This is a genomic window from Streptomyces sp. NPDC014864, assembly GCF_043081525.1.
Classification (GTDB): domain Bacteria; phylum Actinomycetota; class Actinomycetes; order Streptomycetales; family Streptomycetaceae; genus Streptomyces.
Genome location: NZ_JBIBWT010000021.1, coordinates 62,529 through 89,423, shown reverse-complemented (window position 1 = coordinate 89,423; position 26,895 = coordinate 62,529). Strand labels below are relative to the sequence as shown.

The following is a 26,895-nucleotide window of genomic DNA, read 5'->3' as shown; positions in this document are numbered from 1 at the left end:
CTTCGGGGGGACCGGAAACCAGCCGCCGTTTCCAGGCGCGCAAGGGTGCGCCTGCCCGAGGAGTAATCGTTCGATGAGCGAGCACCGTCGCAAACCGCCGCAGCCGCAGGAAGGCGGACGTGCCGCGGCCCGACGCGGTCAGTCCGGTTCGCCCTCCGGCCGCCGCGCGGCACCGCGAGGCGCCACCGGATCTCCCGCCGACTCCTATGGGTCCAGTTCCCATGGATCCAGTCCCTACGGGGGTTCCCAGGGCGCGGGGCCCCATGGCATGGGGGATGAGGGCCGCGTGTACGGCAGCCGTGCCGAGGCCAGGCGCGCGGCGCAGAGAGGCGGCGGCCGCCGCCGCGCGCCCGAGCCGGCCGGCCCCGGCCGCGGCAGGGGCCGCAGCGCCCCTCCCGCCGCCAAGCGGATGATCGACTACCCGCGCGCGGGCAAGTACGGATGGCGTCGCTGGATGCCGTCCTGGAAGCTCGTGACCGGCCTGTTCATCGGCCTCGTCGGGAGTCTGGTGGCGGTCGCGGGCATCGGGTACGCCATGGTGAGCGTGCCCAACGTCGCGGACACCGCCGAGGCGCAGAACAACGTCTACTACTGGTCCGACAAGACCCAGATGGTCGCGACCGGTGGTGAGACGAACCGCCAGATCGTCAACCTCTCGGAGATTCCGGAGGCGATGCAGAACGCGGTCATCTCCCAGGAGAACAAGACCTTCTACAGCGACAGCGGCGTCGACCCCAAGGGCATCGCCCGCGCCGTGCTGAACATGGCCCGGGGCGGTCAGACACAGGGTGGCTCCACCATCACCCAGCAGTACGTGAAGAACGCGCGGCTGGACGACCAGTCGCAGACGATCACCCGCAAGTTCAAGGAGATCTTCATCTCCATCAAGGTGGGCGCCACGGTCCCCAAGAAGGAGATCCTGGCCGGCTACCTGAACTCGGCGTACTACGGCCGCGGCGCCTACGGCATCCAGGCGGCGGCGCGCGCGTACTTCAACAAGGACGCCATCAGGCTGAACCCGGGCGAGTGCGCCTTCCTGGCCGCGACGCTCAAGGGCGCCACGTACTACGACCCGGCGGGCGCGACCTCCATCGACCCGGCCGCCACCGAGCAGGCCAACAGCAAGCGCGCGCTGAGCCAGATGCAGGACACGCTCGAGAAGATGGTCGAGTACGGGCATCTGAGCGCCACGGAGCGGGCGAAGTACACCAAGCTCCCCAAGGTGCAGAACCCGCGGTCGAACACCCGGCTGAGCGGCCAGACCGGCTATCTGGTCGACCTGGCCAAGGCCTACATCATCAACAACACCGACATCTCCGCCAGCGAGCTGCAGCGGGGCGGGTACCGGATCTACACGACCTTCGACAAGAAGAAGGTCAACGCCCTCAAGACCGCGGTGGAGAAGGTCCAGAAGAGCAACATCAAGCCCAAGCTGCGTCCGGACACCGACACCCACGTCCAGTTCGGCGGCGCCTCGGTGGACCCGAGGACGGGCGCCATCGCGGCCATCTACGGCGGTGAGGACGCCACCAAGCACTTCACCGACAACGCCGACGCCACCGGTGCCCAGGTGGGCTCGACCTTCAAGCCGTTCGTGCTGGCCGCGGCCATGAAGTGGGGGGTGCGCAACCCCGACGGCCTGGAGGACCAGCCACAGGACGAGCGCACGCAGGTCTCCCCGAAGAGCCTGTTCAGCGGCCAGAACAAGCTCAAGATCAAGGACTATCGGGGCGACGTCTGGAAGAACGAGAAGGGCGAGGAGTGGCTGCAGACGAACGACGGCAACCAGTCCTACGGCACCCCGCCCCAGTACCAGATCGACCTGCGTGAGGCGATGCGGGAGTCGGTGAACTCCGCCTTCGTGCAGCTCGGCATGGACATCGGCCTGGACAAGGTCAAGGAGTCGGCCATCGACGCGGGCCTGAAGTCGAACAGCCTGGCCGGTACCAACTACCCCTCCTTCTCCATCGGCATCTCCGACCCGAGCGCGATCCGCATGGCGGGGGCGTACGCGACCTTCGCGGCCAGCGGCAAGCAGAACGAGCCGTTCTCGGTCAAGGAGGTCAAGGACAAGGACGGGACGCGCTACAAGCACGAGGCCAAGACCAAGCAGGCCTTCACCTCCAAGGTCGCCGACAACGTCACAGACGTGCTGAAGACCGTGGTCGAGAAGGGCACGGGTACCAACGCCCAGCTGCCCGGCCGTGACGTGGCCGGCAAGACCGGCACCACCGACGGCAACAAGTCCGCCTGGTTCGTGGGCTACACCCCGCAGCTGTCCACCGCGATCAGCATGTTCCGGATGGACGACAACGCGGAGAACAAATCGCGCACGTTTCTGAAGATGTACGGAACGGGTGGGCAGAAGAAGATCCACGGTGCCTCGTTCCCGGCCCAGATCTGGCACGACTACATGGCCGAGGCGCTCAAGGGCCAGCCGGCGATTCCGTTCCAGGCGCCCGAGCCCATCGGCGAGGTCGTCAACGCCCAGCCCAGCCCGACCCCGACCCCGTCGGTCACGCAGAGCCAGGACCAGGAGACGAGCTCGAGCCCGTCGCCCACGCCCAGCGAGACCCAGACCAGCCCGAGTCCCTCGCCGAGCGACAGCTGTGGCTTCTTCGGCTGCAGCAACAACGGCGGACAGAACGGCAACGGCGGTACCACCGACGGCGGCACCAGTCCGACGCCGACGATCACGGACACGAGCACCACGAGCAGCACCCGGGGCAACGGCAACGGCGGCTTCTTCGGAGGCAGTACGGGCTGACCCCGGCCGGCCGGTCCCCCGGCCGGCCACCGTGGCGCGGCACCCGCGCCGGCACGACAGGGCAGGGCCCCCGGAACCGATCCGGGGGCCCTGCCCTTTTCCGCGCCGTGGTTCCTCGTCCGGGTTTCGTGCCGAGGCTTCGTGCCGTTCCGTGCCGCTGTTCCGCGCCGGGTTCCGGGTTTCCCTGCCGGGCGGCCGCGGAGAACGGTGTGCGCGGCGTCCCGCTCAGGCGCGTACGGCAGGATGTGCGGCATGACCGGTGCTGAATCGACGCAAGCGAGCGTGCCCGAGACCGACCCGGTGCGGCCGACCGTGGAGGACCCGGTCGCCGCGGCCGGCAGCGAGCTGATCGGCGGACCCGTCGGACGGCTCGCCCTGCTCGGGACGTCCTGGTGGACCCCGGTACGGGTCGTGGCGCTCGTGGCGATCGGCATGTTCGCCCTCGGCCTGGTCCAGAAGGCGCCCTGCTACAACGGCGCCTGGTTCTTCGGAGCCGGCTCGCAGTACACCAAGGCCTGCTACTCCGACATCCCGCACCTCTACCAGGGGCGCGGGTTCGCCGAAGGGCTCGTGCCGTACTTCGACAAGCTCCCCGGCGACATGGACTACCTCGAATACCCGGTGCTGACCGGCGTGTTCATGGAGGTGGCCGCCTGGCTCACGCCCGGCAGCGGCAGCATCCAGCACCAGGAGCAGTGGTACTGGATGGTGAACGCGGGGATGCTGATGGCCTGCGCGGCCGTGATCGCCGTCTGCGTCAGCCGGACCCACGCGCGCAGGCCCTGGGACGGTCTGCTGGTCGCGCTGGCGCCCGCCTTCGCCCTGACCGCCACCATCAACTGGGACCTGCTGGCGGTCGCCCTGACGGCCGCGGCGATGCTGATGTGGTCCCGCGGCCGGTCCCTCGCCTTCGGCGTCCTGCTCGGGCTCGCCACGGCCGCCAAGCTGTATCCGGTCTTCCTGCTCGGCCCGCTGCTGATGCTGTGCTGGCGCGCGGGCAGGTGGCGGGAGTTCGGCCGGGCGTTCGCCGGCGCCGCCGTGGCCTGGCTGGTGGTGAACCTCCCCGTGATGCTGTTCGCCTTCGAGGGATGGTCGAAGTTCTACCGGTTCAGCCAGGAGCGCGGTGTCGACTTCGGTTCCTTCTGGCTGATCCTCGCCCAGAACTCCAGCAGCCCGCTCAGCACCGACACCGTCAACACCCTCGCCACTCTGCTGATGCTGCTGAGCTGCGTCGGTATCGCGGCCCTCGCCCTGACCGCCCCGCGCCGGCCCCGCTTCGCCCAGCTGGCCTTCCTGATCGTCGCGGCCTTCATCCTCACCAACAAGGTCTACTCGCCCCAGTACGTCCTGTGGCTGGTGCCGCTGGCCGCGCTGGCCCGGCCCCGGTGGCGGGACTTCCTGGTCTGGCAGGCGTGCGAGGTGGCGTACTTCCTGGGGATCTGGATGTACCTCGCGTACACGACCAGCGGGGACGCCCACAAGGGGCTGCCGACCGACGGCTACCACTGGGCCATCGGCGTGCACCTGCTGGGAACGCTGTACCTGTGCGTCGTCGTGGTGCGGGACATCCTCATGCCGGAGCGGGACGTGGTGCGCCGGGCCGGGGACGACGACCCCTCGGGCGGTGTGCTCGACGGCGCGGAGGACGTCTTCGTGCTCGGCACGGCGGCCCGTCCGCGGCGCCACGCTGCCCACTTCGCCGGGCCCCAGGTGGAGTGGGGCGCCCGGGCCGTCGCCTCCCCCGGAGAAGGTTCGCTCTGAGCGAACAGGGGGCGAAGGCCCCCACAGCCCCGGCCGCATGCGAAAGGCCGTACACCGGGCGTTCCGGGTACGGCCTTTCGTGCGGATGGGACCTCAGCGGTCCATGAGCCGGTCGAACTGCGTGGTGGTGTGCCGCAGATGGGCCACCAGCTCGTCGCCGACCTTCGGCTCCGGGGCGTCCATGGGCACGAACAGGATCGAGACCTGCATGTGCGGCGGCTCCGCGAACCAGCGCTGCTTGCCGCCCCAGACGAACGGTGAGAGGTTCCGGTTGACCGTGGCGAGGCCGGCGCGGGCGACGCCCTTGGCGCGCGGCATGACGCCGTGCAGCGCCTTCGGGGCCTCCAGGCCCACACCGTGCGACGTACCGCCCGCCACGACCACCAGATAGCCGTCGGAGGCGGCCTTCTGCTGCCGGTAGCCGAAGCGGTCGCCCTTGGTCACGCGTGTGACGTCCAGGACCGCGCCGCGGTACTCGGTGGCGTCGTGGTCCCCCAGCCAGAGCCGGGTGCCGATCCGGGCCCGGAAACGGGTCTGCGGGAACTGCTGCTGGAGCCGGGCCAGTTCGTCGGCCTTGAGGTGGCTGACGAACATCGTGTGCAGCGGCAGCCGGGCCGCGCGCAGCCGGTCCATCCAGCCGATGACCTCCTCGACGGCGTCCGAGCCGTCGGTGCGGTCCAGCGGCAGATGGATGGCGAAGCCCTCCAGCCGGACGTTCTCGATGGCGGCGTGCAGCTGGGGCAGGTCCTGCTCGCTGATGCCGTGCCGCTTCATCGAGGACATCACCTCGATGACGACACGGGCGCCGACGAGGCCGTACACCCCGTCGACCGAGGACACCGACCGGATCACCCGGTCGGGCAGCGGCACCGGCTCCTCACCGCGCCGGTACGGCGTCAGCACCAGTAGGTCGCCGCCGAAGAAGTCCTTGATCCGGGCGGCCTCGTACGTCGTGCCGACGGCGAGGACGTCCGCGCCCAGCCGTGTGGCCTCCTCCGCCAGGCGCTCGTGCCCGAAGCCGTAGCCGTTGCCCTTGCAGACCGGGACGAGGCCCGGGAACTGCTCCTGCACGTGCTTGTGGTGCGCCCGCCAGCGCGCGGTGTCGACGTAGAGCGTGAGCGCCATGGCCGGACCTGGAACCTTTCCTTCTGGTGGCTGCGGTGGTCTGCTGCGGTGGTCTGCTGCGGTGGTCAGCTGTGGTGAAGAGGGGACGGGGGACGGGGGCTCAGCGCCGGGACATGTAGATGTCGAGCGCCTTGTGGAGCAGCTTGTTCAGGGGGAAGTCCCACTCGCCGAGGTACTCGGCGGCCTGTCCGCCGGTGCCCACCTTGAACTGGATCAGACCGAAGAGGTGGTCGGTCTCGTCCAGCGAGTCGGAGATGCCGCGCAGGTCGTAGACGGTGGCGCCGAGCGCGTAGGCGTCGCGCAGCATCCGCCACTGCATGGCGTTCGAGGGCCGGACCTCGCGGCCGATGTTGTCGGAGGCACCGTAGGAGTACCAGACGTGGCCGCCGACGATCAGCATGGTCGCCGCGGCCAGGTTCACCCCATTGTGCCGGGCGAAGTACAGCCGCATCCGGTTGGGGTCCTCGGAGTTGAGGGCCGTCCACATGCGCTGGAAGTACGACAGCGGGCGGGGCCGGAAGTGGTCGCGCACGGCCGTGATCTCGTACAGCCGCTGCCATTCCTCGAGGTCCTGGTAGCTGCCCTGGACCACCTCGACGCCGGCCTTCTCGGCCTTCTTGATGTTGCGCCGCCAGAGCTGGTTGAAGTTCTTGTGCACCTCTTCCAGGGAGCGGTTCGCGAGCGGCACCTGGAAGACGTAGCGCGGCTGGACGTCGCCGAAGCCGGCGCCGCCGTCCTCGCCCTGCTGCCAGCCCATGCGGCGCAGCTTGTCGGCGACCTCGAAGGCGCGGGGCTCGATGAAGTCGGCCTCCAGGTCGCGCAGGCGCTTGATGTCCGGGTCCTGGATGCCCCTCTTGATGGACTCGGCGTTCCAGCGCCTGATGATCACCGGCGGGCCCATCTTCACGGAGAAGGCGCCCTGCTGCTTGAGATGGGCCAGCATCGGCTGGATCCAGTCGTCCAGGTTCGGCGCGAACCAGTTGATGACCGGGCCCTCGGGCAGGTAGGCGAGGTACCGCTTGATCTTGGGCAGCTGGCGGTACAGCACGAGACCCGCCCCGACCAGCTCGCCGGTGCGGTCGTCGAACCAGCCGAGGTGCTCCGAACGCCATTCCGCCTTCACGTCCGCCCAGGCCGGGACCTGCATGTGACTCGCCGCGGGCAGGCTCTGGATGTAGGCCAGATGCTGCTCTCGACTGATGGTCCTCAGGATCAGGGTCATTCGGGGCGCTCCTCGGGCTGGCGTGTCCCCATGGGGTCAGGGGCTCCGGCTCTCGCGCCGAAGCCTACTGCGCCCGGCGCGCGGCCCGAATGACCGTACGGTGCCTTCGCCCCGGTCCGATGCCCGGCCGGGGCGTGCGGTGGGCCGGCGTGGGGCGCCGTCCGGAGATCCGGCGGACGGCGCCTCATGCCGTGCGGACGGTGTCCGTGATGTTGTGGTGGAGGGGGGTGTGCGGCGTCAGAAGAACCCGCCCCAGGCCAGGCCGAGTCCGAAGCCGACCGCCGAGGCGCCGAGGCCGACGATCAGCCCGAAGCGCTCCCGTGTCGTCTCCGAGATCCACTGGCCGTACGCGCCGGTGAGGATGCCCACCAGGCCGGCCCAGGAACTCAGCGCATGAAGACCGGGGAACCACGCGGCGACGACAGCCGTCAGGCCCAGCGCCAGGGTCACCGCGAGCAGGGTGTCCTGGACGGGATGGGGCTTGCCGTCCGTGGAGAGGAGTCCACCGCCGGGGGCGGTGTTGGGTCGCAACGTCTGTGCCATCGGGCACCTCCTGCGAAGGGCGGCGCATCGTAGCGCCTTACACACCCGTCGTGTCCAGATTGACGGGTCCCGGGGCCCGATTTCAACCGGAAGCGGGGGTGCGGGTAGTCTGTAACGTCTGCATCGGTCTCTGTCCGGGCACCCTCGCGGCGCCTGGCGATTCCGTCGGCCGCCTCCGATTGTCAGTGGCGGCCGATACCGTTGCGTACGCATCACAACCCTCCTGCCACGGAACGACCGTGGCCGCCGAGTCCAAAGGAGGTGGGTTCCACATGCGTCACTACGAGGTGATGGTCATCCTCGACCCCGACGTCGAGGAGCGCGCTGTCTCTCCGCTGATCGAGAACTTCCTGTCCGTCGTCCGTGACGGCGGCGGCAAGGTCGAGAAGGTCGACACCTGGGGTCGTCGTCGTCTCGCCTACGAGATCAAGAAGAAGCCCGAGGGCATCTACTCGGTCATCGACCTGCAGGCCGAGCCTGCGGTCGTCAAGGAGCTCGACCGCCAGATGAACCTGAACGAGTCGGTCCTCCGGACCAAGGTCCTCCGTCCCGAGACCCACTGAGCTCTCCCGCTCAGCTGATCCCGGGATTCGAGTAGCAGCACCAAGCAGCCAGCAGCACACCCGCCGAGAGGTTCCCCCATGGCAGGCGAGACCGTCATCACGGTCGTCGGCAATCTTGTCGACGACCCCGAGCTGCGCTTCACCCCCTCCGGTGCGGCGGTCGCGAAGTTCCGTGTCGCGTCCACGCCCCGCACCTTCGACCGCCAGACGAACGAGTGGAAGGACGGCGAGAGCCTGTTCCTGACCTGCTCGGTCTGGCGTCAGGCGGCGGAGAACGTCGCGGAGTCGCTCCAGCGAGGCATGCGCGTCATCGTGCAGGGCCGGCTGAAGCAGCGGTCCTACGAGGACCGCGAGGGCGTCAAGCGCACGGTCTACGAGCTGGACGTCGAGGAAGTCGGCGCCAGCCTGCGCAACGCCACGGCCAAGGTCACCAAGACCACCGGCCGCGGTGGCCAGGGCCAGGGCGGTTACGGCGGCGGTGGCGGCCAGGGTGGCGGCGGCTGGGGCGGCGGCCCCGGCGGCGGTCAGCAGGGCGGCGGCCAGGCCGACGACCCGTGGGCGACCGGCGCTCCCGCCGGTGGCAACCAGGGCGGTGGCGGCGGCTGGGGCGGCGGCTCCGGCTCCGGCTCCGGCGGCGGTGGCGGCTACTCGGACGAGCCCCCCTTCTAGGTCCCCGGACCGAGGGTGGGCCGTACCCACACTTCTTGATCACACAGGAGAATCACCATGGCGAAGCCGCCTGTGCGCAAGCCGAAGAAGAAGGTCTGCGCTTTCTGCAAGGACAAGGTCACGTACGTGGACTACAAGGACACGAACATGCTGCGGAAGTTCATTTCCGACCGCGGCAAGATCCGTGCCCGCCGCGTGACCGGCAACTGCACGCAGCACCAGCGTGACGTCGCCACGGCCGTCAAGAACAGCCGTGAGATGGCGCTGCTGCCCTACACGTCCACCGCGCGCTAAGGGAAGGGTGACCGAATCATGAAGATCATCCTCACCCACGAGGTCTCCGGCCTCGGTGCCGCAGGCGATGTCGTAGACGTCAAGGACGGCTACGCTCGCAACTACCTGATCCCGCGGAAGTTCGCGATCCGCTGGACCAAGGGTGGCGAGAAGGACGTCGAGCAGATCCGTCGTGCTCGCAAGATCCACGAGATCCAGACCATCGAGCAGGCCAACCAGATCAAGGCCCAGCTCGAGGGTGTGAAGGTCCGTCTGGCCGTTCGCTCCGGCGACGCCGGCCGTCTCTTCGGTTCCGTCACCCCGGCCGACGTCGCCTCGGCGATCAAGGCCGCCGGTGGTCCCGAGGTCGACAAGCGCCGCATCGAGCTCGGTGCGCCGATCAAGACCCTGGGCGCCCACGAGACGTCCGTGCGTCTGCACCCCGAGGTTGCCGCCAAGGTCAACGTCGAGGTCGTCGCGGGCTGACCGCTGCGTTCGGCTTGAACAGCCAGGAGAAGGGCCGCACCCGGTGGGGTGTGGCCCTTCTTCATGGCCGTGTTTCACGTGAAACGGTATGCGGTGCGTGCTGTCGCGTGTTTCACGTGAAACAGCCCCGTTTCCGGTGAACCGCTCAGCGTCGTGTCGCGCCCGTCACCAGCCAGCGGCCGGAGCGGGCCCGCAGCCACAGGGTCAGCATCCGTACGGCCATCATCAGGGTCATCGCTCCCCACAGCGCGGTCAGGCCTCCGCCGAACGCGGGCACCAGCAGCGCGGCCGGGGTGAAGACCGCCAGCGTGAGCAGCATGGCCCACGCCAGGTAGGGGCCGTCGCTCGCGCCCATCAGGACCCCGTCGAGGACGAAGACGACACCGCAGAGCGGCTGGGAGAGCGCCACCACGAGCAGCGCGGGCAGGGCGGTGTCCGTCACCGCGGGGTCGCCCGTGAACAGCGGCAGGAACACCGGACGGGCCACGGCCACCAGCAGCCCCAGTGCGGCGCCGACCGCGATGCCCCACTGCACCATGCGACGGCAGGCCGCCCGGGCGCCCTCGGCGTCCTCCGCGCCCAGGTAGCGTCCGATGATGGCCTGCCCGGCGATCGCGATGGCGTCCAGGGCGAAGGCGAGCAGACTCCACAGGGACAGAACGATCTGGTGGGCGGCGATGTCCGCGTCCCCCAGCCGGGCCGCGACCGCGGTGGCGATCATCAGGATCGCCCTGAGGGAGAGCGTGCGGACCAGCAGAGGGGCGCCGGCCTGGGCGGAGGCCCTGATCCCCGCGACGTCCGGGCGCAGTGAGGCACCGTGCTTGCGGGCGCCGCGGACGACCACGGTGAGGTAGACCGCGGCCATGCCGCACTGGGCGGTGACGGTCCCCCAGGCGGAGCCCGCGATACCGAGCCCGGCGCCGTACACGAGACCGGCGTTGAGGACGGCGTTGGCGACGAAGCCGCCCACGGCGACGTAGAGCGGAGTCCGGGTGTCCTGCAGACCGCGCAGGACGCCGGTGGCCGCGAGCACGACGAGCATGGCCGGGATGCCCAGGGCGGAGATGCGCAGATACGTGGTCGCGTACGGGGCCGCGGTGGGCGACGCGCCGAAGAGGTCCACGACGGCGGGAGCGGTGGGGAGGGTGACCGTGATGACGGCGGCGCCCAGCAGCAGCGCCAGCCAGATGCCGTCCATGCCCTGGCGGATGGCGGCCGGGAGGTCTCCGGCGCCCACGCGACGGGCGACGGCGGCGGTGGTGGCGTAGGCGAGGAAGACGAAGACGCTGACGGCCGTCGTCAGCAGGGCCGAGGCGACGCCGAGTCCGGCGAGCTGTGCCGTGCCGAGATGGCCGACGATCGCGCTGTCGGCCAGCACGAAGAGCGGCTCGGCAACCAGCGCGCCGAAGGCCGGAACGGCCAGCGCGACGATCTCCCGGTCGTGCTCGCGCCGGGTGCTGGCGGGGCGTGCGGGGGCCTGTGTCATGGGCATCAATGTAATCGTCCACAGGTAAGAGATGCAAAGTCCCTGAGGTCCTTACTGAACGTCTCGGGGTGTGTGCTTGTGCGCACCGTTCGAAGCGAATGTGGTCCGACCGGGGAAGTTTTTCTTCTGCACAGCCCGTGGATGGCAAAACGGCAGCTCAGAGGCGTGCTTCGGGGGAGGGCGAGGGCTTGTTCACAGTGCTGTCCACCGGGTCGTGCACAGGTTTTCCCGAGTTCTCCACAGCATCCGGGCGCTCGTCCACATGGCCTGTGGATAACCAGATTGGCTGACGCTGCCCGGGGGCCTACCGTGGACCGGCGCCCGCTCCGTTCGCCGGCCTCCGAACCGTCACAGAGTGACGCGCCAGAAGCGGAGATTGGCTTCTCGTTTTGTCAGTGCCGTGCCCTAGAAAAGAGGGGCACGGCGAGGTCCGCTCGGCGGACGGGAGGAGGTCGCTCGGTGAGCATTTCCGAGCCCTTGGACGACCCGTGGGCCGAGAGCGGACCCAGTGATCGTCTGCCCGCCTCCCGCCGGCGCCCCGAGGGCGGCCGCGCGCGCGACGAGCAGCACGACCGGGGCCGGGACAGCGGCGGGTGGGACGGCGCGGGCTCCTCCTTCGAGCGGGTTCCGCCGCAGGACCTCGACGCCGAGCAGTCCGTCCTCGGCGGCATGCTGCTGTCCAAGGACGCCATCGCCGACGTCGTCGAGATCCTCAAGGGCCACGACTTCTACAAGCCCGCCCACGAGACGATCTACCAGGCGATCCTCGACGTCTACGCCAAGGGCGAGCCGGCCGACCCGATCACGATCGCCGCCGAGCTGACCAAGCGCGGCGAGATCAACAAGGTCGGCGGCGCCTCGTATCTGCACTCGCTCGTCCAGACCGTCCCGACCGCGGCGAACGCCGCTTACTACGCGGAGATCGTCCACGAGCGTGCCGTGCTGCGCCGGCTGGTCGAGGCCGGCACCCGCATCACGCAGATGGGATACGCGGCCGACGACGACGTCGACGAGATCGTCAACCGGGCCCAGGCCGAGATCTACGCGGTCACCGAGCAGCGCACCAGCGAGGACTATCTGCCGCTGGGCGACATCATGGAGGGCGCGCTCGACGAGATCGAGGCGATCGGCTCGCGCAGCGGCGAGATGACGGGTGTGCCCACCGGATTCACGGACTTCGACTCCCTCACCAACGGCCTGCACCCGGGCCAGATGATCGTCATCGCCGCCCGTCCCGCGATGGGCAAGTCGACGCTCGCGCTGGACTTCGCGCGCGCGGCGTCGATCAAGAACAACCTGCCGAGCGTCATCTTCTCCCTCGAGATGGGGCGCAACGAGATCGCGATGCGTCTGCTGTCCGCCGAGGCCCGGGTCGCCCTGCACCACATGCGCTCGGGCACGATGACCGACGAGGACTGGACGCGGCTGGCCCGCCGGATGCCCGACGTCTCGGCCGCCCCGCTCTACATCGACGACTCCCCGAACCTGTCGATGATGGAGATCCGCGCCAAGTGCCGCCGCCTGAAGCAGCGCAACGACCTGAAGCTGGTCGTCATCGACTACCTCCAGCTGATGCAGTCCGGCGGCTCCAAGCGCGCCGAGAGCCGGCAGCAGGAGGTGTCGGACATGTCCCGGAACCTCAAGCTGCTCGCCAAGGAGCTGGAGATCCCGGTCATCGCGCTCTCCCAGCTCAACCGTGGTCCCGAGCAGCGCACCGACAAGAAGCCGATGGTCTCCGACCTGCGTGAGTCCGGGTCCATCGAGCAGGACGCCGACATGGTCATCCTGCTGCACCGCGAGGACGCCTACGAGAAGGAGTCTCCGCGGGCGGGCGAGGCCGACCTGATCGTCGCCAAGCACCGTAACGGCCCGACGGCGACGATCACGGTCGCCTTCCAGGGCCACTACTCGCGCTTCGTGGACATGGCGCAGACCTGATCGGGACTCTGCTGCCTTGGTGTGCCGGTGGCTTGGCGGTCCGGCGGGGCGGCCGTCCCGGCGCGCTCGGTGAAATGAACTCGACGTGCGCGGTCGCACCGGGTGGACTGGGGGCATGACGACACCCCAGGACGAGCTTCTCCCCGCTACGCGCCGGGCACTGCTGCACCGGATCGCCGTGGCCCAGAGCGAAGGACGGGCGCCCTCACTCGTCGCTGCGGTCGTACGGGACGGGCGGAGGGTGTGGCATGGCGCGCGGACGTCGGTGGACGGGCACGGGCCGGACGAGAACACCCAGTACCGCATCGGCTCGATCACCAAGACCTTCACCGCGGTGCTCGTCCTGCGGCTGCGGGACGAGGGGCTGCTCGACCTCTCTGACCCGCTGGAGAAGCATCTGCCGGGCACCGGTGTGGGGGAGGCCGCGATCGCGGACCTGCTGGCCCACACGGGTGGACTGGCGGCCGAGTCCCCCGCCCCCTGGTGGGAGCGCACGCCGGGGACGCTGCGCCCCGAGCTGTCCGACGTCCTCGGCGAGCGGCCGCTCGTGCATCCCGTCGGCCGGCGGTTCCACTACTCGAACCCCGGCTACACCCTGCTGGGCGCCCTCGTGGAGAAGCTGCGCGGGGCCCCGTGGGAGGAGGTTCTTCGGCGGGAAGTGCTCGAACCGCTGGGCCTGCATCGCACGTCTGCGCGACCTCAGGCGCCCCATGCGGGGGGCTGGGCCGTGCACCCCTGGGCCGATGTGCTGCTCCCCGAGCCCGCCGAGGATCTCGGCCGGATGGCACCGGCCGGGCAGCTCTGGTCCACCACGGGCGACTTGGCACGGTTCGCGGCCTTCCTGGCCAAGGGGGACGACCGGGTGCTGGGTGCCGCCTCCCTGCACGAGATGCGTACTCCCGCCGCTCCGCCCGAGGCCGTTGATGTGGCCACCGGCTACGCGTACTGCCTCGGGCTGGAGTTGAGGCGCATGGACGGACGCCTGCTCGTCGGGCACACGGGGTCGCTGCCGGGCTTTCTCGCCTGCCTCACCTTCAGCCCGGCGGACGATGTCGCCGCCGTTGTTCTGGCCAACTGCACACAGGGTCCACTGGTGTCGACCGTGGGCGCCGCCCTCGTCGGGATCGTCGCCGAGGCGGAGCCGCGGATCCCGGAGCCCTGGCGGCCGCTGCGGGAGGTCGATCCGGCCGTCCTGGAGCTGGCGGGGCAGTGGTACTGGGGGACCCAGGGCGTCGCCCTGAGGATCACGGCCGACGGGCTGGTCTCGCTGGAGCCGCTGTCCGGCACGGGCCGCCGCTCGCGGTTCCGGGCGAACGGCGACGGGACATGGACCGGTCTGGAGGGGTACTACGCCGGAGAGGTTCTGCGGGCGGCACGACGCCCCGACGGGACGGTGAGCCACCTCGACCTCGGATCGTTCGTCTTCACGCGTCAGCCGTACGACGAGACGGCGCCGGTGCCCGGCGGGGTGGACGCGGAGGGGTGGCGCGGGATCGGCTGACGCGGCCGCTGCCCGACCCTTTCGGCGGGCGTCCTGTTTCACGTGAAACAGGACGCTTCGCTGCTTCTGGGCACCTGCCTGCCGACCTTCCGATCGACCGGCCGACGGGGCGATCCGGTGCGGAGGCGGGCCCGTGGTCAGAGCTGGAGCTTGAAGCCCACGTGGGAGGCCTGGAATCCCAGTCGCTCATAGAAGCGGTGGGCGTCGGTGCGTGTCGTGTCCGAGGTCAGCTGGACCAGTCGGCAGCCCTGGCGCCGTGACGCGTCGATCGCCCACTCGATGAGCCGCGTGCCCAGGCCGCTGCCGCGTTCGTCGGCATGGATGCGGACCGCCTCGATGATCGACCGGGTGGAGCCGCGGCGGGACAGCCCGGGAATGATCGAGAGCTGGAGCGTGCCGACGACGCGCCCTTCGCGCACGGCGACGACCAGGTGCTGGTTCGGATCGGCGCTGAGCCGCTCCAGAGCGGCCAAGTACGGGGTGAGATCGTCGGGGGACTCGCGCTGCGCGCCGAGCGGGTCGTCCGCGAGCAGGGCGACGAGGGCGGGGATGTCGTCGGTGACGGCGGCGCGGATGTCGAGATCTCCCATGCCCCGCACCCTATGCGCCGTCGGCGACCCGGGGGGTCATGCCGGAGCCGGTGCGTGCAACGACTCCACGGCCCGGACCAGCGGTGCCAGTTCGGGGTTCTTCGCGGCCTCGTCGAGTGCGTCGCGCAGGGCGGCGTCATTGGTCGGCCGGGCCTCCCCCAGGAGCTTGAGGCCGGCCTCGGTGACGTTGGCGTAGATCCCCCGGCGATCGGTGGGACACAGGTAGCGCTCCAGCAACCCGCGGTCCTCGAGCCGGGTGACCAGCCGTGTGGTGGCGCTCTGGCTGAGGACGACCGCATCCGCCACCTGCTTCATCTGCAGATGGCCTCCCTCGCCGTCGTGCTGTCGGCTGAGCACGTCGAGCAGCGAGTACTCGCGCACGCTCAGGTCGTGCGCGGACTGCAGGGCGCGCTCGATGTGCGCCTCGATCCTCCCGTGCAGCAGGGAGAGGGCGCACCAGCCCTGGGCGAGGGCGATGAGCGCGGGATCCGTCGCTGTCATGGGCGTTCTCCTCCGTCCCGGAGCGGATGCCCCCAGGATAGAGCAGCTTCGAAATATCCGTCGCTTGCATATAGCCAGCGTCTGCAATTATTGTGAACGCACGCTAAGCGCACCTGCAATCGTCTGGGAAGGTCTACCCCTCATGCCTCTCGCGCTTCTGGCCCTCGCGATCGGGGCCTTCGGCATCGGAACGACCGAATTCGTGATCATGGGCTTGCTGCCCCAGGTCGCGAACGACTTCGGGGTCACCATCCCCACCGCCGGTCTCCTGGTGACCGGCTACGCGCTCGGCGTCGTGTTCGGCGCCCCGCTGATGACCGCGCTCGGCACCAAGGTCTCCCGCAAGCGGATGCTGATGCTGCTCATGGGCCTGTTCATCGCCGGGAACCTGCTCTCCGCGCTCGCTCCCGCCTTCTCGGTCATGCTGATCGGCCGGGTGGTCGCCTCGCTGGCCCACGGCGCCTTCTTCGGCATCGGCTCGGTCGTCGCCGCGGACCTGGTAGCCCCCGACAAGAAGGCCGGTGCCATCGCGATGATGTTCACCGGCCTGACGGTCGCCAACGTCGTGGGCGTGCCGCTCGGCACTCTGCTCGGCCAGTCCGCGGGCTGGCGCGTCACCTTCACCGTCGTCGCCGCTCTCGGCGTCGTGGGACTGGCCGGCATCGCCCGGCTCGTCCCCGAGATGCCCAGGCCCCAGGGTGTGCGCCTGCGTCATGAACTGGCCGCGTTCAAGAACGCCCAGGTCCTGCTCGCCATGGCGATGACCGTGCTCGGCTTCGGCGGTGTCTTCGCCGCCATCACCTACATCGCGCCGATGATGACCCGCGTCGGCGGCTTCGCCGAAGGGTCCGTCACCTGGCTGCTGGTCCTCTTCGGCCTCGGCATGGTCGCCGGCAATCTCGTCGGCGGAAGGCTCGCCGACCGGGCCCTGATGCCCATGCTGTACGTCTCCCTCGGCGCCCTGGCCGTCGTTCTCGCGCTCTTCACGATCACCGCGCACAACAAGATCGCCGCCGCCGTCAGCATCGCCCTGATCGGCGCCCTCGGCTTCGCCACCGTGCCGCCGCTGCAGAAGCGGGTCCTTGACCAGGCGCACGGTGCCCCGACCCTGGCCTCGGCCGTGAACATCGGCGCGTTCAACCTCGGCAACGCGCTGTCCGCCTGGCTCGGCGGCCTGGTCATCGCGGCCGGATTCGGCTACACCGCGCCCAACTGGGTCGGCGCCGTGCTCGCCGCCGGAGCCCTGGTCCTCGCCGTCGTCTCGTCCGCCCTGGAGCGCCGGGACACCGCGCCCCACACCGTCGTCGCGGGTGCCCCGGCGGGCGAGCAGCGGACGGTTGTCCACCACTGACGACACCCTCTGCACGACGACGCCGGTCCCCGACCCAGGTCGGGGACCGGCGTTCTGCCGTACCGCGCCACAGGTGCCCGTGCCCGTGCGGGCGGCTCAGCCCGCCGCCACCGTGACCGGGGCGAACCGGCGGGTCCAGTCCCCGGGCAGCTCCGTGATCCCGTAGGTCATGACGGTGTTGAAGGCGACGGACGCCAGTCCCCGCTCCTTGACCCAGGCCAGCAGCTCCTCGTGCCGTACGTCGATGTCGGTGCGCAGCGGCCGGTCCGTCCGGGCACCGAGCGAGGCGAGGAGCGCTTTGGCGGTGTCGGTGTCGCGGGCGATCAGCGGGCCCACCACCTGGGTGTCCATGTTCGGCCAGGCCGCCGCGTACCCGATGACGCGGCCGTCGTCCTCGGCGATCCTCAACTGGTCGGCGAAGGCGGGCAGTCGGGTGACGATGTGGGTGCGGTCGGCACCGAACACCTCCTCATCGAGCCGCAGGATGCCGGGGAGGTCCTCGGCGGACGCCGCCCGCGTGGCGACCCGGAGCTCCGCGCCACCCGGCGTGAAACGGCCCGTCACCATTTCCGCCCGGCCGGTCGCCTTGAATCCGAGCTCCTCGTACAGCGGTCGGCCGTACGGCGTCGCGTGCAAGGTCAGCGGGGTGGTGTCCAGCATCGAGACGACATGGCGCATGAGCCGGCGCCCGATGCCCTGACGCGCGTGCCGTTCCGCCACCAGGACCATGCCGATGGCGCCCAGGTCAGGGCGATCCCGCGGTCCGTACTCCGTGACCACACAGGCGGCGACGAGCCCGCCCTCGGGATCGTCGATCCCGTACCCCCGACCGGCCGTGAGGAGGAAGCCCCACTTGTGCTCCTCGCGCGGCCACCCCCGGTTCTCGGACAAGTCGGCGCAGGCGGTGAGATCGCGGAGCGTCAGACGGCGGATGGGCAGAGCGGTGGGAAAAGAAGTCGGCACGCAGTTCAGGCTGTCCGACCCGTGCCCTCGACGTCCACCCGTTTCAGGGGAGACACACGTGGTTTTGGCCATGTCGTCGCCCTGTGCACAACCTCTGGACAGCTGCCGGTGGTTTCACGTGAAACGTGGTCACCGTGATCTGTGGGGCCCGGCATATGCGGGACCTCGCGTGGATACGGCCGTGGCGGGTACGCAACCGCACGGCAGGATTCAAGCCAAGGCGGGGGAGAGCACACGTGCACGGCCGAGGACGTGCGCAGACCGACCACACGATGTCCGAGGCGAGGCACAGCATGGACGCTCCGATCAGCCCGTCGGCCGGGAACGGCCTGCCGGACGGGGGCGGCAAGCCGGAGGGGGGCGGCAAGCCCGACGGGGGCGGCTGGTTCGTTCCGCGCAGAGGGCCGGCGGAGTCGTCCGGCACCCGCGAAGGGCGGCCCGGCTCCTCAGCGGACCCCGCGGCGGGTCAGGATCGCCCACCGGCAGCCCACCCGGCCGCACCGCCGCCCGCTCCGGTGCCGGGCGTTCGCGGCGCGTCCCCGGACGCGCTGCTCATCCGCCGCACGCTGGCCGCGATCGAGCCCGTCGCCGACGACGCCACCTCGTACTTCTACGCGCTGCTCTTCGTGCGCCATCCCGACCTGCGGTCCCTGTTCCCGCTCGCCATGGACACCCAGCGGGACCGGTTGTTCAAGGCCCTGCTCACCGCGGCTGAGCGCTTCGACGACACCGAGGTCCTCGTGGGCTATCTGCGGACCCTCGGCCGTGGTCACCGCAAGTACGGCACCCGGGCCGAGCACTACCCGGCCGTCGGTGAATGCCTCATGGGCGCGCTCAGCACGTATGCGCCCGGCGTCTGGGACCAGGAGACCGCGGCGGCCTGGATCCGGGCGTACACGAGGGTGTCCCAGGTCATGATCGACGCGGCGGCGGCCGACGAGGCACATGCCCCGGCCTGGTGGTCCGCGGAGATCGTCGCCCAGGAGAAGAGAACCCCGGACATCGCAGTCCTCACCCTCCGCCCCGACCATCCCTATCCCTTCCTGGCCGGGCAGTACACGAGCGTGGAGACACCCTGGTGGCCGAGGATCTGGCGGCACTACTCCTTCGCGTCCGCGCCCCGCTCCGACGGGCTGCTCACCTTCCATGTGAAGGCGGTCCCCGCGGGCTGGGTCTCCCAGGCGCTGGTGCACCGCGCCCGGCCCGGCGACATCGTCCGCCTCGGCCCGCCCGCCGGTTCGATGACCGTCGACCACACCACCGAGAGCGGTCTGCTGTGCCTGGGCGGAGGCACCGGGATCGCGCCCATCAAGGCGCTGGTCGAGGACGTCGCGGTCCACGGCGAGCGGCGACCGGTGGAAGTGTTCTACGGCGCCCGCACTGACCACGACCTGTACGACATCGACACGATGCGCCGGCTCCAGCACGCCCACCCCTGGCTGTCGGTCCGCGCGGTCGTCGACCGGCGGGCGCACCCCGGGCTGCCGGAGGCGGTGCGGGGGGCCGGTCCGTGGAACGAGTACGACGCCTATCTCTCCGGACCGCCCGGCATGATCCGCAGCGGGCTGACCACCCTGCGGGACATCGGCATCCCGTCCGCGCGGATCCGCCACGACGCGGTGGGGGAACTGGCCCCCGCCGGATCGTGAGCCGGACCGCCCGTCGTCACCCCAGGTCGGGCGCGTGCATGGCGCGTACGCCCTCGATGTTGCCGTCCAGGTAGTGCCGCAGCGACAGCGGGACCAGATGGACGGAGGCGATCCCCACCCGCGTGAACGGCACACGGACGATCTCGTACTCGCCGGCGGGTTCCTCCACCTCGGGGCCGTGCCGCAGGGAGGGGTCCATCGACTCCAGACGGCAGACGAAGAAGTGCTGCACCTTGACCCCGGTCGCCCCGCCGTCCTCGCCGATGTGCTCCACGGTGTCCACGAAGCAGGGCACCACATCGGTGATCTTGGCGCCGAGTTCCTCGTAGACCTCGCGGTGCAGGGCGTCGACGACGGTCGTGTCCCCCGGTTCGACCCCGCCACCGGGCGTGACCCAGTAGGGATCGACCCCGGGCTTGGTGCGTTTGATCAGGATCAGGTCGTCGCCGTCGAGAAGGACGGCGCGGGCGGTGCGCTTGACCACGGGTCGGACGGTCATGGGAGAAATGTGGCCCGGCTGGTTCCACGTGAAACATCGCGAAACGTCACCGGACCAAGTCAGGAAGTGACGCCCTCGTCGGACTGCGTCTAGCACCAGTGGGCAGCCGCCCGCAGCAGCCACTCGTGGGCCCGCGCGATGTGCGGCATCGCCAGCGTGCCTGTGCGGGCCACCAGGAAGTACGTCCGCAGCGGCGGCACCGCCGGCTCGTGCAGGGCCACCACCCGGCCGTGTTCGAGGGCGGGCGCGCACAGATACCGGGGCAGCACCGCGAGCCCGGCGCCCGCGACCGCGCAGGCGAGGACCGCGCGCAGGTCGGGGACGATCACGGTGCCGGAGGCGGCCGGCCGGGAGTCGAAGACCGAGGCCCAGTAGCGGGAGACGAAAGGGAGCGACTCGTGGACCTCGACCACGGGGATGTCGTCCAGGGCCGGTGCGTCCTCGCGGCGCAGTGGGGTGGAGCCGATCTGCTCCGCCCAGCTCCGGGCGGCGACCAGTACGTGCTCCTCGTCGCACAGTGTGGTCGCCGTGAGCAGGGCACCGCGTGGCCGGGCCGTGCCGATGGCCAGATCATGGTGTCCGGCGGCCAGTCCCTCCAGGGTCTCCTCGGCATTCCCGAAGGAAGCGCGCAGCGGGAAGGCCTGTCCGTCCTCGCCGGTCAGCTCGGTCAGCACGGGAAGCGCCCGTTCGGCGGTGAACTCGGGCGGCCCGGCCAGATGCAGCGTCCGCACGGACGCCTCGTCGTCGAGGCCCGATTCGGCGATCTCCACCAGGGCGTCCAGATGCGGCGCCGCCTTGTGCGCGAGCTCGTCACCGATGGATGTCGGCGTGACACCGCGGGCCTGGCGCAGGAACAGCGGACGGCCGAGCTGCCGTTCCAGGGTGCGGATCTGGGACGTGACGGCCGGCTGGGAGAGACCGAGCAGCGCCGCAGCCCGGGTGAAGGAGCCCGCCCGGTGCACGGTGACGAACGTCCGCAGCAACGCCAGATCCATGGCACGCCCTCCCCTCTTGGTGCCCTTCCCCCGGCCCCCCGGCCGCGCCCAACTATAAATATGTCGATAGGTCTCTGACGCTACTGTGATTGGACACTGACAGACAGTCAACTAGCCTTGTTCGCGCGGTTCTTCGCGCGGGGAACCGAGGACGGTCCGAGCCACGAGGGGGGAGGCTCGGACCGTCCGCCGTACGCAGGCGGACACCGAACGGCGTCCGGGAGAGGACCGCCGACCGGCGTCCGGGAGAGTCACCGCGCCGACTCGTCGAGCGCCCGCAGCACATCGGCCACCAGGTCCGCGGGGTCCTCGGCCCCGACCGAGAGCCGGATGAAGCCCTCCGGCACGGCGTCGCCACCCCAGCGTCCCCGCCGCTCGGCGGTCGAGCGCACCCCGCCGAAGCTCGTCGCGTCGTCCACGAGCCGCAGCTTGTCGAGGAAGCGCTCGGCCCGCGTGCGCGAGGGCAGCGTGAAGGACACCACGCATCCGTAGCGTCGCATCTGCTGCGAGGCGATCTTGTGCGAGGGGTCGTCGGGCAGGCCCGGATAGCGCAGCCCGGTCACCTCGGGACGTTCCCGCAGCGCCTGTGCGAGCGCCAGGGCGGAGGCGTTCTGCCGTTCGACGCGCAGCTGGAGCGTGGCGATCGAACGGTGCGCGAGCCAGGCCTCCATCGGCCCCGGGATCGCGCCGACGATCTTGCGCCAGCGCCGCACGGCGGCCATGGCCTCGGTGTCGCGCCCGGCGACGTACCCGAGCAGGACGTCGCCGTGCCCGGTGAGCTGCTTGGTGCCGCTGGCCACCGCGAAGTCGGCGCCGAGGTCCAGCGGCCGTTGCCCGAGCGGTGTGGCGAGCGTGTTGTCGACGGCGACCAGGGCCCCGCGGGCGTGGGCCGCCTCGACCAGCCGCCGGATGTCGCACACGTCGAGCCCGGGGTTCGACGGGGACTCGATCCACAGCAGCCGCGCCCCGTCCAGGACCTCCAGCTGCGCGTCGCCGGCGGTCGGCGCGGTGCGCACCTCGATCCCGTACCCCTCCAGCTGGGCGCGAGCCAGCGGCAGCGCCTGGTAGCCGTCGCTGGGCAGGACCACGGCGTCCCCCGCGCGCAGCTGGGAGAAGAGCACCGAGGAGATGGCGGCCATGCCGGAGGCGAACACCAGCGTCTCGACGTCCCCGCGTCCGGGACCCTCCAGCTCGCCGATGGCCCGCTCCAGCAGCGTCCACGTCGGGTTCTCGTCACGGCCGTAGGCGTACGGACCGGTCGGGTCGCCCGGCAGGTGGAAGTGGGCGGCGAACACCGGCCCCGGGAGCGTGGGCTCGTGCTTGACCGGCTCGGGCAGCCCGGCGCGCACCGCGCGCGTGCCGTCACCGGCAGTGGCCGGGGAACCGGCCCGTTCCAGCGTGCCGCCCTCGTCGTCCTCAACCGAATCGTTCATGCCGGCCGTCCTTCCGTGCTCTCCTACCGCGGCGAGCAGGACGGGGCCCGCTCGCCCCTCCACCCTCTCAAGACGGTCCTCGACGCCGTGCGCACCCCCGTGACAGGGGCCGGGCACGACCACGACGAGGCCCGAGGAGCCCCGCTCAGTCCTCGTCCGGCAGGACGAGGTTCAGCGCCCAGGAGACGACCGAGATGATCAGGCCACCGACGACCGCGGTCCAGAAGCCGTCCACGTGGAAGCTCAGGTCGAGCTCGCCGCACACCCACGAGGTCAGCAGCAGCATCAACGCGTTGACCACCAGGGTGATCAGGCCCAGCGTCAGCACGAACAGCGGGAACGTCAGCACCTTCACGAGCGGCTTGACGAGGAAGTTCACCAGGCCGAAGACCAGCGCCACCGCGATCAGCGTGCCGATCTTCCTGCCGGTGCTGTCACCGGTCAGAGTGATCTTGTCGAGCAGCCATACGGCGACCGCCAGGGCACCCGCGTTGGCGATCGTCTTGACTATGAAATTCTTCATGTGTCTGATCGTGGCAGACCGGATGGGGCTACGAGGTGGGCGAGGGTGAATGAAGGCATTCCGGCTGGACGATCTGGAGGCGGAGCGAGCCGCCAATGAGGGCGCCTACCTCCAGTTCCTGAGGGAGCGGAACATGTCGGTCGGCCTGTACGCCCTCGACGCGGGCGAGCACGACCCGCAGAAGCCCCACCACCAGGACGAGGTGTACTTCGTCGCGAGCGGCCGAGCGTCGATCACGGTCGGCCCGGAGACCACCGAGGTGGCGCGCGGCAGCGTGGTCTACGTCCCGGCCGGAGTCGCCCACAAGTTCCACCACATCAGCGAGGACCTGCGGGTCCTTGTGGTGTTCTCTCCCCCCGAAGCCTGAGGCGCCGTCCCGGGGTTCCCTAGGGGAACGGTCAGGGACGGGCAAGGGATGCGAGGCCCCCGCCGGGCCCGTTCGCGGCCCTAGCATCGGGTGCAGGACATCGACACGACCCGGCGGCGAGGAGCCGTGGCCCGACAGGGGTCCGGCGCCGGCGACGGGCGGAGAGTAGGGACGAGGGCAATGCGAGAGATCTTCGCGGGTCTGCCGTGGTGGGTGAAGTGGGTCGCGGTGCCGGTCATCGCCCTGGTCGTCTTCGGCGGCCTGATCGCGAGCGTGGTCGGCTTCGTGATCGGCCTGCTGTTCAAGCTGCTGGTCTTCGTCGCCCTGGTCGGCGGGCTGATCTACGTCGTGCGGAAGTTCATGTCGGGTTCGTCGTCGCGCAGCGACTGGTGAGCGGGACGCGCGGCGTGCGGTGAGCGCGGCGCGGCGGCGACCGGCGGATGCCGGTCGCGCGGCGGCCGCGGGGCACGTGGGGGGAACGGCGGTGACCGGTAACAGGAATCGCCTGTTCCCTCGCGGGAGGGAAGTTTCCCGCACGGGCCGTCCGCGAGCGGTGGCGGGCGGATAGGGTCCGGAAATCGACGCGGGGGTCGGTCCCCCGCGGGCGGCGCACACCCCCTTCCCGTGTTCCCCCGCACGGGATGCCCCCTCGCGCTTCGGGAGTGACCCCTTGGCCACTGTTGACACCGCACCCGCAGAACCGCACGCGCCCCGGATGCCGTCCCACTCCACGGCGCTCCCCGCGCAGCCGCGCTCTGCGGCCCATGTGGAACGGCCGAGACCCAGCGTCCCGGAGCAGCAGCACTCCCAGACCCTCATCGGATCCGTGCAACGCGCCATGCGCCTGCTGGAGACGGTCGCCCGGCACGAATACGGCGCGCCCGCCAAGCAGCTGGCACGCGAGACCGGCCTGGCGCTCCCCACCGCCTACCACCTGCTGCGCACCCTCGTCCACGAGGGCTATCTGTACCGGGACAAGGGACTGTTCTTCCTCGGCGACGCCGCCGAACGGCTGAGCAGCAGCGGAGCGGCGCAGAAACGTCGCAGCACGGTGGTCGACGCGCTCGCGCACTGGCGCGATGCGATCGGTGCCCCGGTGTACTACGCGATGTACCGCGACGGCGAGATCGAGATCGTGTGCGTCTCCGACAGCCCGGGCAGCCCCGCGGTCGAGGAATGGGCCGACTTCCGTGAGACCGGGCACGCGCACGCGGTCGGCCAGTGCCTGCTGTCCCAGCTGGACGACGGCGCCCGCCGGGACCATCTCGACCGCTACCCCGTGCAGTCCCTCACCCCGTACACGGTCCGGGACGATCACGCTCTGTTGCGGCGTCTGGAACGGATGTGCCGGATGGAACCCGTGACCGAGCGTCAGGAGTACGCGCTGGGCACCGTTTGTGCGGCGGTCCCGATCACGGTGGGCACCACGGCGGCCACGATGGCCCTGTCCCTCCCCGCCCACCAGGCCTCCCGCCTGCTGCCCGCGGCCCGTCAGCTCCAGGGCGAGGTGAGCCGGAGGATCGGCTCCCTGGCCCTCTCTATCAGCATCTGAAAACTCACTCCTTGTGATCTGCCATGCACGTTCAGCAAGATGCACCCAGTGTGACGGGGACGATTCCCGGCCAGTCGACGGCAGATGACGGGGTAGCGATGCGCGAGTCCGTACAGGCAGAGGTCATGATGAGCTTTCTCGTGTCCGAGGAGCTCTCCTTCCGCATCCCGGTGGAGCTGCGGTACGAGACCTGCGATCCCTATGCCGTGCGGCTGACCTTCCATCTGCCCGGGGACGCACCGGTGACCTGGGCCTTCGGGCGCGAGTTGCTGATCGACGGGGTGGGCACGCCGTGCGGTGACGGCGACGTGCGGATCTCGCCCGCCGACAACGAGGCGCTCAGCGAGGTCCTGATCCGCCTGCAGGTCGGCGGCGACCGGGCGCTGTTCCGTTCCTCGGCGGCCCCGCTCGTGGCGTTCCTCGACCGCACGGACAAGCTGGTGCCGCTCGGGCAGGAGGGCGCGCTGGGGGACTTCGACGCCCACCTCGACGAGGCCCTGGACCGCATCCTGGCGGAGGAGCAGAGCGCGGGCTGAGCCACGGCCGTCGGGGCGCTGTTGCCGTAACGCTTCGCCGTCCCCGAGGGCATCCGCCGCGTCACCCGCGGCCTCGCCGGCGCCACCGTCTGTCCCCTCGTCCGCGTCCCGCCCGTCTCGCTCTCCGTGGACCGGCCCGAGGTGCCGCCTCAGCGCCTGCGGCGTCGTCCCCGTCCACCGCGCGCCGGGGCCGGCTGGGCGGCCGGTGCCGAGGCCGGGTCGCCTCCCGGGCGGTCGGCCGAGACCACGAGGGCGGCGAGGGCCGTGGTGACCGGGACCGAGGCCACCAGGCCGATCGAGCCCACCAGCGTGCGCACGATCTCCTCCGCGACCAGTTCGCTGGTGGCGACGGTCCCCACGCTGCTCTGCGCGATGGAGAAGAGCAGCAGCAGCGGGAGCGCGGCGCCCGCGTACGCGAGGACCAGCGTGTTGACGACCGACGCGATGTGGTCGCGTCCGATGCGGATACCCGCCCGGTACAGGCCTCGCCAGCCCATCGCGGGATTGGCCTCGTGCAGTTCCCAGACCGCCGACGTCTGCGTCACCGTCACGTCGTCCAGCACACCGAGCGAGCCGATGATGACGCCGGCGAGCAGCAGACCGCTCATGTCGATCGACGGATACAGGCCGTGGATGAGGCCCGTGTTGTCGTCCGTGTTGCCGGTGAGGGCGGCCCAGCCGATGAACAGCGAGCCCAGGATGCCGATCAGCACCAGAGATATCAGGGTGCCGAGCACCGCGACCGAGGTGCGCGCGGACAGGCCGTGGCACATGTAGAGGGCGATCAGCATGATGGCGCTCGACCCGACCACCGCCACGACCAGCGGGTTCGAGCCCTGCAGGATCGCCGGCAGGACGAAGAAGTTCAGCAGCAGGAAGCTGATGGCCAGCGCGACCAGCGCCATGACGCCCCGCATCCGCCCGACGACCACGACGGCGAGTGCGAAGACGCCGGCCAGCAGCCCCATGGGGAAGCGCCGGTCGACATCGGTGACCGAGTACTGGAGATCCTTCGGCGCGGAGGGCTCGTAGGCGACCACGACCTTCTCGCCCTCGCGCAACTGCCGCGACTGGTCCGGCTGCACGAACTCGGTGAACGTGCGGCCCTTGTCGGAGCCGGTGTCGACCCGGACCGTGGCCTTCTTGCAGGTGCCGGAGGCCTGATCCGGCGCGGAGGAGCCTCCTGCGGCGGAGGGGCCTCCGGCGGGGGCGCCGGCTGAGGCGTTCGCCCCCTTGCAGCTGACCGCGATCACCCGGGTGACGGTGGCCTGCTGGCTCTGCCGGTCGAATCCGACGCCGGTGCGCTCGTGCGCGGGGGCACCGCCGGGCCAGAGCACCGCGAGCCCGACGACCACCGCGGCGGCGAACGGGATCAGGATCGCCGCGATCACCTTGCGCAGGTGCTTCGAGACGGGCGTGGCGGGCCCATGACTGTGACTGTGCCCGTGGCCGTGTCCCTGCCCGTGCTCGTGGCCCTGTCCGGGCCTGTGCTCGTGGCCCTGTCCAGGCCCGTGCCCGTGCCCATGGCCCTGGGCGTGCCCAGGGCCTGGTCGGCCTCGTGGTTCGGGCGGTGGATAGGGGGACTGCCGTGTCGTGGTCACC

26 protein-coding genes are annotated in these 26,895 nt (G+C 70.5%); 14 read left to right on the top strand and 12 right to left on the bottom strand.

Annotated elements, in window-relative coordinates; genetic code table 11:
- Positions 1-73 precede the first annotated feature (73 nt).
- Together ACF1A5_RS29650 and ACF1A5_RS29645 are read left to right on the top strand one after the other, a co-directional pair.
- Complete coding sequence (locus tag ACF1A5_RS29650; protein ID WP_392195955.1) at positions 74-2,767, top strand: transglycosylase domain-containing protein; 2,694 nt, start codon at positions 74-76, stop codon at positions 2,765-2,767.
- Positions 2,768-3,019: 252 nt separating this feature from the next.
- Complete coding sequence (locus tag ACF1A5_RS29645) at positions 3,020-4,528, top strand: glycosyltransferase family 87 protein (RefSeq protein ID WP_392195954.1); 1,509 nt, start codon at positions 3,020-3,022, stop codon at positions 4,526-4,528.
- Between the two features lie 93 nt (positions 4,529-4,621).
- On the opposite strand, the gene ACF1A5_RS29640 is transcribed toward ACF1A5_RS29645, so the two are convergent.
- The 3 genes from ACF1A5_RS29640 to ACF1A5_RS29630 all read right to left on the bottom strand — a co-directional run bounded on the left by ACF1A5_RS29640 (position 4,622) and on the right by ACF1A5_RS29630 (position 7,418).
- A complete protein-coding gene (locus ACF1A5_RS29640; protein ID WP_392195953.1) occupies positions 4,622-5,653 on the bottom strand; it encodes an alanine racemase in 1,032 nt (343 codons plus the stop codon).
- A gap of 100 nt (positions 5,654-5,753) precedes the next feature.
- Positions 5,754-6,875 (bottom strand): peptidoglycan bridge formation glycyltransferase FemX, encoded by a 1,122-nt coding sequence (gene femX, locus ACF1A5_RS29635; RefSeq protein ID WP_392195952.1) that lies wholly within the window; start codon positions 6,873-6,875, stop codon positions 5,754-5,756.
- 237 nt (positions 6,876-7,112) lie between these two features.
- Positions 7,113-7,418 (bottom strand): hypothetical protein, encoded by a 306-nt coding sequence (locus tag ACF1A5_RS29630; RefSeq protein ID WP_392195951.1) that lies wholly within the window; start codon positions 7,416-7,418, stop codon positions 7,113-7,115.
- Between the two features lie 272 nt (positions 7,419-7,690).
- On the opposite strand from ACF1A5_RS29630, the gene rpsF reads away from it, so the two are divergent.
- The 4 genes from rpsF to rplI all read left to right on the top strand — a co-directional run bounded on the left by rpsF (position 7,691) and on the right by rplI (position 9,409).
- The gene (rpsF, locus tag ACF1A5_RS29625) at positions 7,691-7,981 is read left to right on the top strand and encodes a 30S ribosomal protein S6 (RefSeq protein WP_003991486.1); all 291 of its coding nucleotides are present in this window, start codon (positions 7,691-7,693) and stop codon (positions 7,979-7,981) included.
- Positions 7,982-8,059: 78 nt separating this feature from the next.
- On the top strand, positions 8,060-8,650 hold the full coding sequence (locus ACF1A5_RS29620) for a single-stranded DNA-binding protein (RefSeq protein WP_392195950.1): 591 nt from the start codon (positions 8,060-8,062) through the stop codon (positions 8,648-8,650).
- Between the two features lie 57 nt (positions 8,651-8,707).
- Positions 8,708-8,944 (top strand): 30S ribosomal protein S18, encoded by a 237-nt coding sequence (gene rpsR / locus ACF1A5_RS29615; protein ID WP_003949403.1) that lies wholly within the window; start codon positions 8,708-8,710, stop codon positions 8,942-8,944.
- Positions 8,945-8,962: 18 nt separating this feature from the next.
- Positions 8,963-9,409: a 50S ribosomal protein L9 gene (rplI, locus tag ACF1A5_RS29610; RefSeq protein ID WP_392195949.1), complete on the top strand. Its 447-nt coding sequence runs from the start codon at positions 8,963-8,965 to the stop codon at positions 9,407-9,409.
- Positions 9,410-9,554: 145 nt separating this feature from the next.
- On the opposite strand, the gene ACF1A5_RS29605 is transcribed toward rplI, so the two are convergent.
- Positions 9,555-10,895, bottom strand: a complete 1,341-nt coding sequence (locus tag ACF1A5_RS29605) for an MATE family efflux transporter (RefSeq protein WP_392195948.1) — start codon at positions 10,893-10,895, stop codon at positions 9,555-9,557.
- Between the two features lie 459 nt (positions 10,896-11,354).
- On the opposite strand from ACF1A5_RS29605, the gene dnaB reads away from it, so the two are divergent.
- Entirely contained in the window at positions 11,355-12,833 is a 1,479-nt protein-coding gene (dnaB, locus tag ACF1A5_RS29600; protein WP_392195947.1) for a replicative DNA helicase, read from the top strand.
- Positions 12,834-12,948: 115 nt separating this feature from the next.
- Positions 12,949-14,334: a serine hydrolase domain-containing protein gene (locus ACF1A5_RS29595; protein WP_392195946.1), complete on the top strand. Its 1,386-nt coding sequence runs from the start codon at positions 12,949-12,951 to the stop codon at positions 14,332-14,334.
- 137 nt (positions 14,335-14,471) lie between these two features.
- Here the strand turns inward: ACF1A5_RS29595 and ACF1A5_RS29590 are convergent, their stop codons facing one another.
- Complete coding sequence (locus tag ACF1A5_RS29590) at positions 14,472-14,924, bottom strand: GNAT family N-acetyltransferase (RefSeq protein ID WP_392195945.1); 453 nt, start codon at positions 14,922-14,924, stop codon at positions 14,472-14,474.
- 36 nt (positions 14,925-14,960) lie between these two features.
- On the bottom strand, positions 14,961-15,425 hold the full coding sequence (locus ACF1A5_RS29585; protein WP_392195944.1) for a MarR family winged helix-turn-helix transcriptional regulator: 465 nt from the start codon (positions 15,423-15,425) through the stop codon (positions 14,961-14,963).
- A 142-nt stretch (positions 15,426-15,567) separates the two neighbouring features.
- Between ACF1A5_RS29585 and ACF1A5_RS29580 the strand changes: the two genes are divergently transcribed.
- A complete protein-coding gene (locus ACF1A5_RS29580) occupies positions 15,568-16,776 on the top strand; it encodes an MFS transporter (protein ID WP_392195943.1) in 1,209 nt (402 codons plus the stop codon).
- Positions 16,777-16,872: 96 nt separating this feature from the next.
- Here ACF1A5_RS29580 and ACF1A5_RS29575 read toward each other — a convergent pair whose 3' ends face one another.
- A complete protein-coding gene (locus ACF1A5_RS29575) occupies positions 16,873-17,739 on the bottom strand; it encodes a GNAT family N-acetyltransferase (RefSeq protein ID WP_392195942.1) in 867 nt (288 codons plus the stop codon).
- A 293-nt stretch (positions 17,740-18,032) separates the two neighbouring features.
- On the opposite strand from ACF1A5_RS29575, the gene ACF1A5_RS29570 reads away from it, so the two are divergent.
- The gene (locus tag ACF1A5_RS29570; protein WP_392195941.1) at positions 18,033-19,388 is read left to right on the top strand and encodes a globin domain-containing protein; all 1,356 of its coding nucleotides are present in this window, start codon (positions 18,033-18,035) and stop codon (positions 19,386-19,388) included.
- Positions 19,389-19,404: 16 nt separating this feature from the next.
- On the opposite strand, the gene ACF1A5_RS29565 is transcribed toward ACF1A5_RS29570, so the two are convergent.
- The 4 genes from ACF1A5_RS29565 to ACF1A5_RS29550 form a co-directional block, all read right to left on the bottom strand.
- Positions 19,405-19,887, bottom strand: coding sequence for an NUDIX hydrolase (locus ACF1A5_RS29565; protein ID WP_356181323.1), 483 nt, complete (start codon positions 19,885-19,887; stop codon positions 19,405-19,407).
- Positions 19,888-19,976: 89 nt separating this feature from the next.
- Complete coding sequence (locus tag ACF1A5_RS29560) at positions 19,977-20,882, bottom strand: LysR family transcriptional regulator (protein WP_392195940.1); 906 nt, start codon at positions 20,880-20,882, stop codon at positions 19,977-19,979.
- A gap of 251 nt (positions 20,883-21,133) precedes the next feature.
- Positions 21,134-22,315 (bottom strand): cystathionine gamma-lyase, encoded by a 1,182-nt coding sequence (locus ACF1A5_RS29555; protein ID WP_392195939.1) that lies wholly within the window; start codon positions 22,313-22,315, stop codon positions 21,134-21,136.
- Between the two features lie 145 nt (positions 22,316-22,460).
- The gene (locus ACF1A5_RS29550) at positions 22,461-22,838 is read right to left on the bottom strand and encodes a phage holin family protein (RefSeq protein WP_392195938.1); all 378 of its coding nucleotides are present in this window, start codon (positions 22,836-22,838) and stop codon (positions 22,461-22,463) included.
- Positions 22,839-22,887: 49 nt separating this feature from the next.
- Here ACF1A5_RS29550 and ACF1A5_RS29545 point away from each other — a divergent pair, with 49 nt between their 5' ends.
- The 4 genes from ACF1A5_RS29545 (at position 22,888) to ACF1A5_RS29530 (ending at position 25,293) form a co-directional block, all read left to right on the top strand.
- Positions 22,888-23,205 carry a cupin domain-containing protein gene (locus ACF1A5_RS29545; protein ID WP_392195937.1) on the top strand — a complete coding sequence of 106 codons (318 nt, stop codon included), beginning with the start codon at positions 22,888-22,890 and terminating at the stop codon, positions 23,203-23,205.
- 180 nt (positions 23,206-23,385) lie between these two features.
- On the top strand, positions 23,386-23,598 hold the full coding sequence (locus ACF1A5_RS29540) for a DUF5326 family protein (protein ID WP_392195936.1): 213 nt from the start codon (positions 23,386-23,388) through the stop codon (positions 23,596-23,598).
- 277 nt (positions 23,599-23,875) lie between these two features.
- Entirely contained in the window at positions 23,876-24,757 is an 882-nt protein-coding gene (locus ACF1A5_RS29535) for an IclR family transcriptional regulator (RefSeq protein ID WP_392195935.1), read from the top strand.
- Positions 24,758-24,855: 98 nt separating this feature from the next.
- Positions 24,856-25,293: an SsgA family sporulation/cell division regulator gene (locus tag ACF1A5_RS29530; protein ID WP_356181304.1), complete on the top strand. Its 438-nt coding sequence runs from the start codon at positions 24,856-24,858 to the stop codon at positions 25,291-25,293.
- A 149-nt stretch (positions 25,294-25,442) separates the two neighbouring features.
- On the opposite strand, the gene ACF1A5_RS29525 is transcribed toward ACF1A5_RS29530, so the two are convergent.
- Positions 25,443-26,894 carry a YibE/F family protein gene (locus ACF1A5_RS29525; protein ID WP_392195934.1) on the bottom strand — a complete coding sequence of 484 codons (1,452 nt, stop codon included), beginning with the start codon at positions 26,892-26,894 and terminating at the stop codon, positions 25,443-25,445.
- Position 26,895 lies beyond the last annotated feature (1 nt).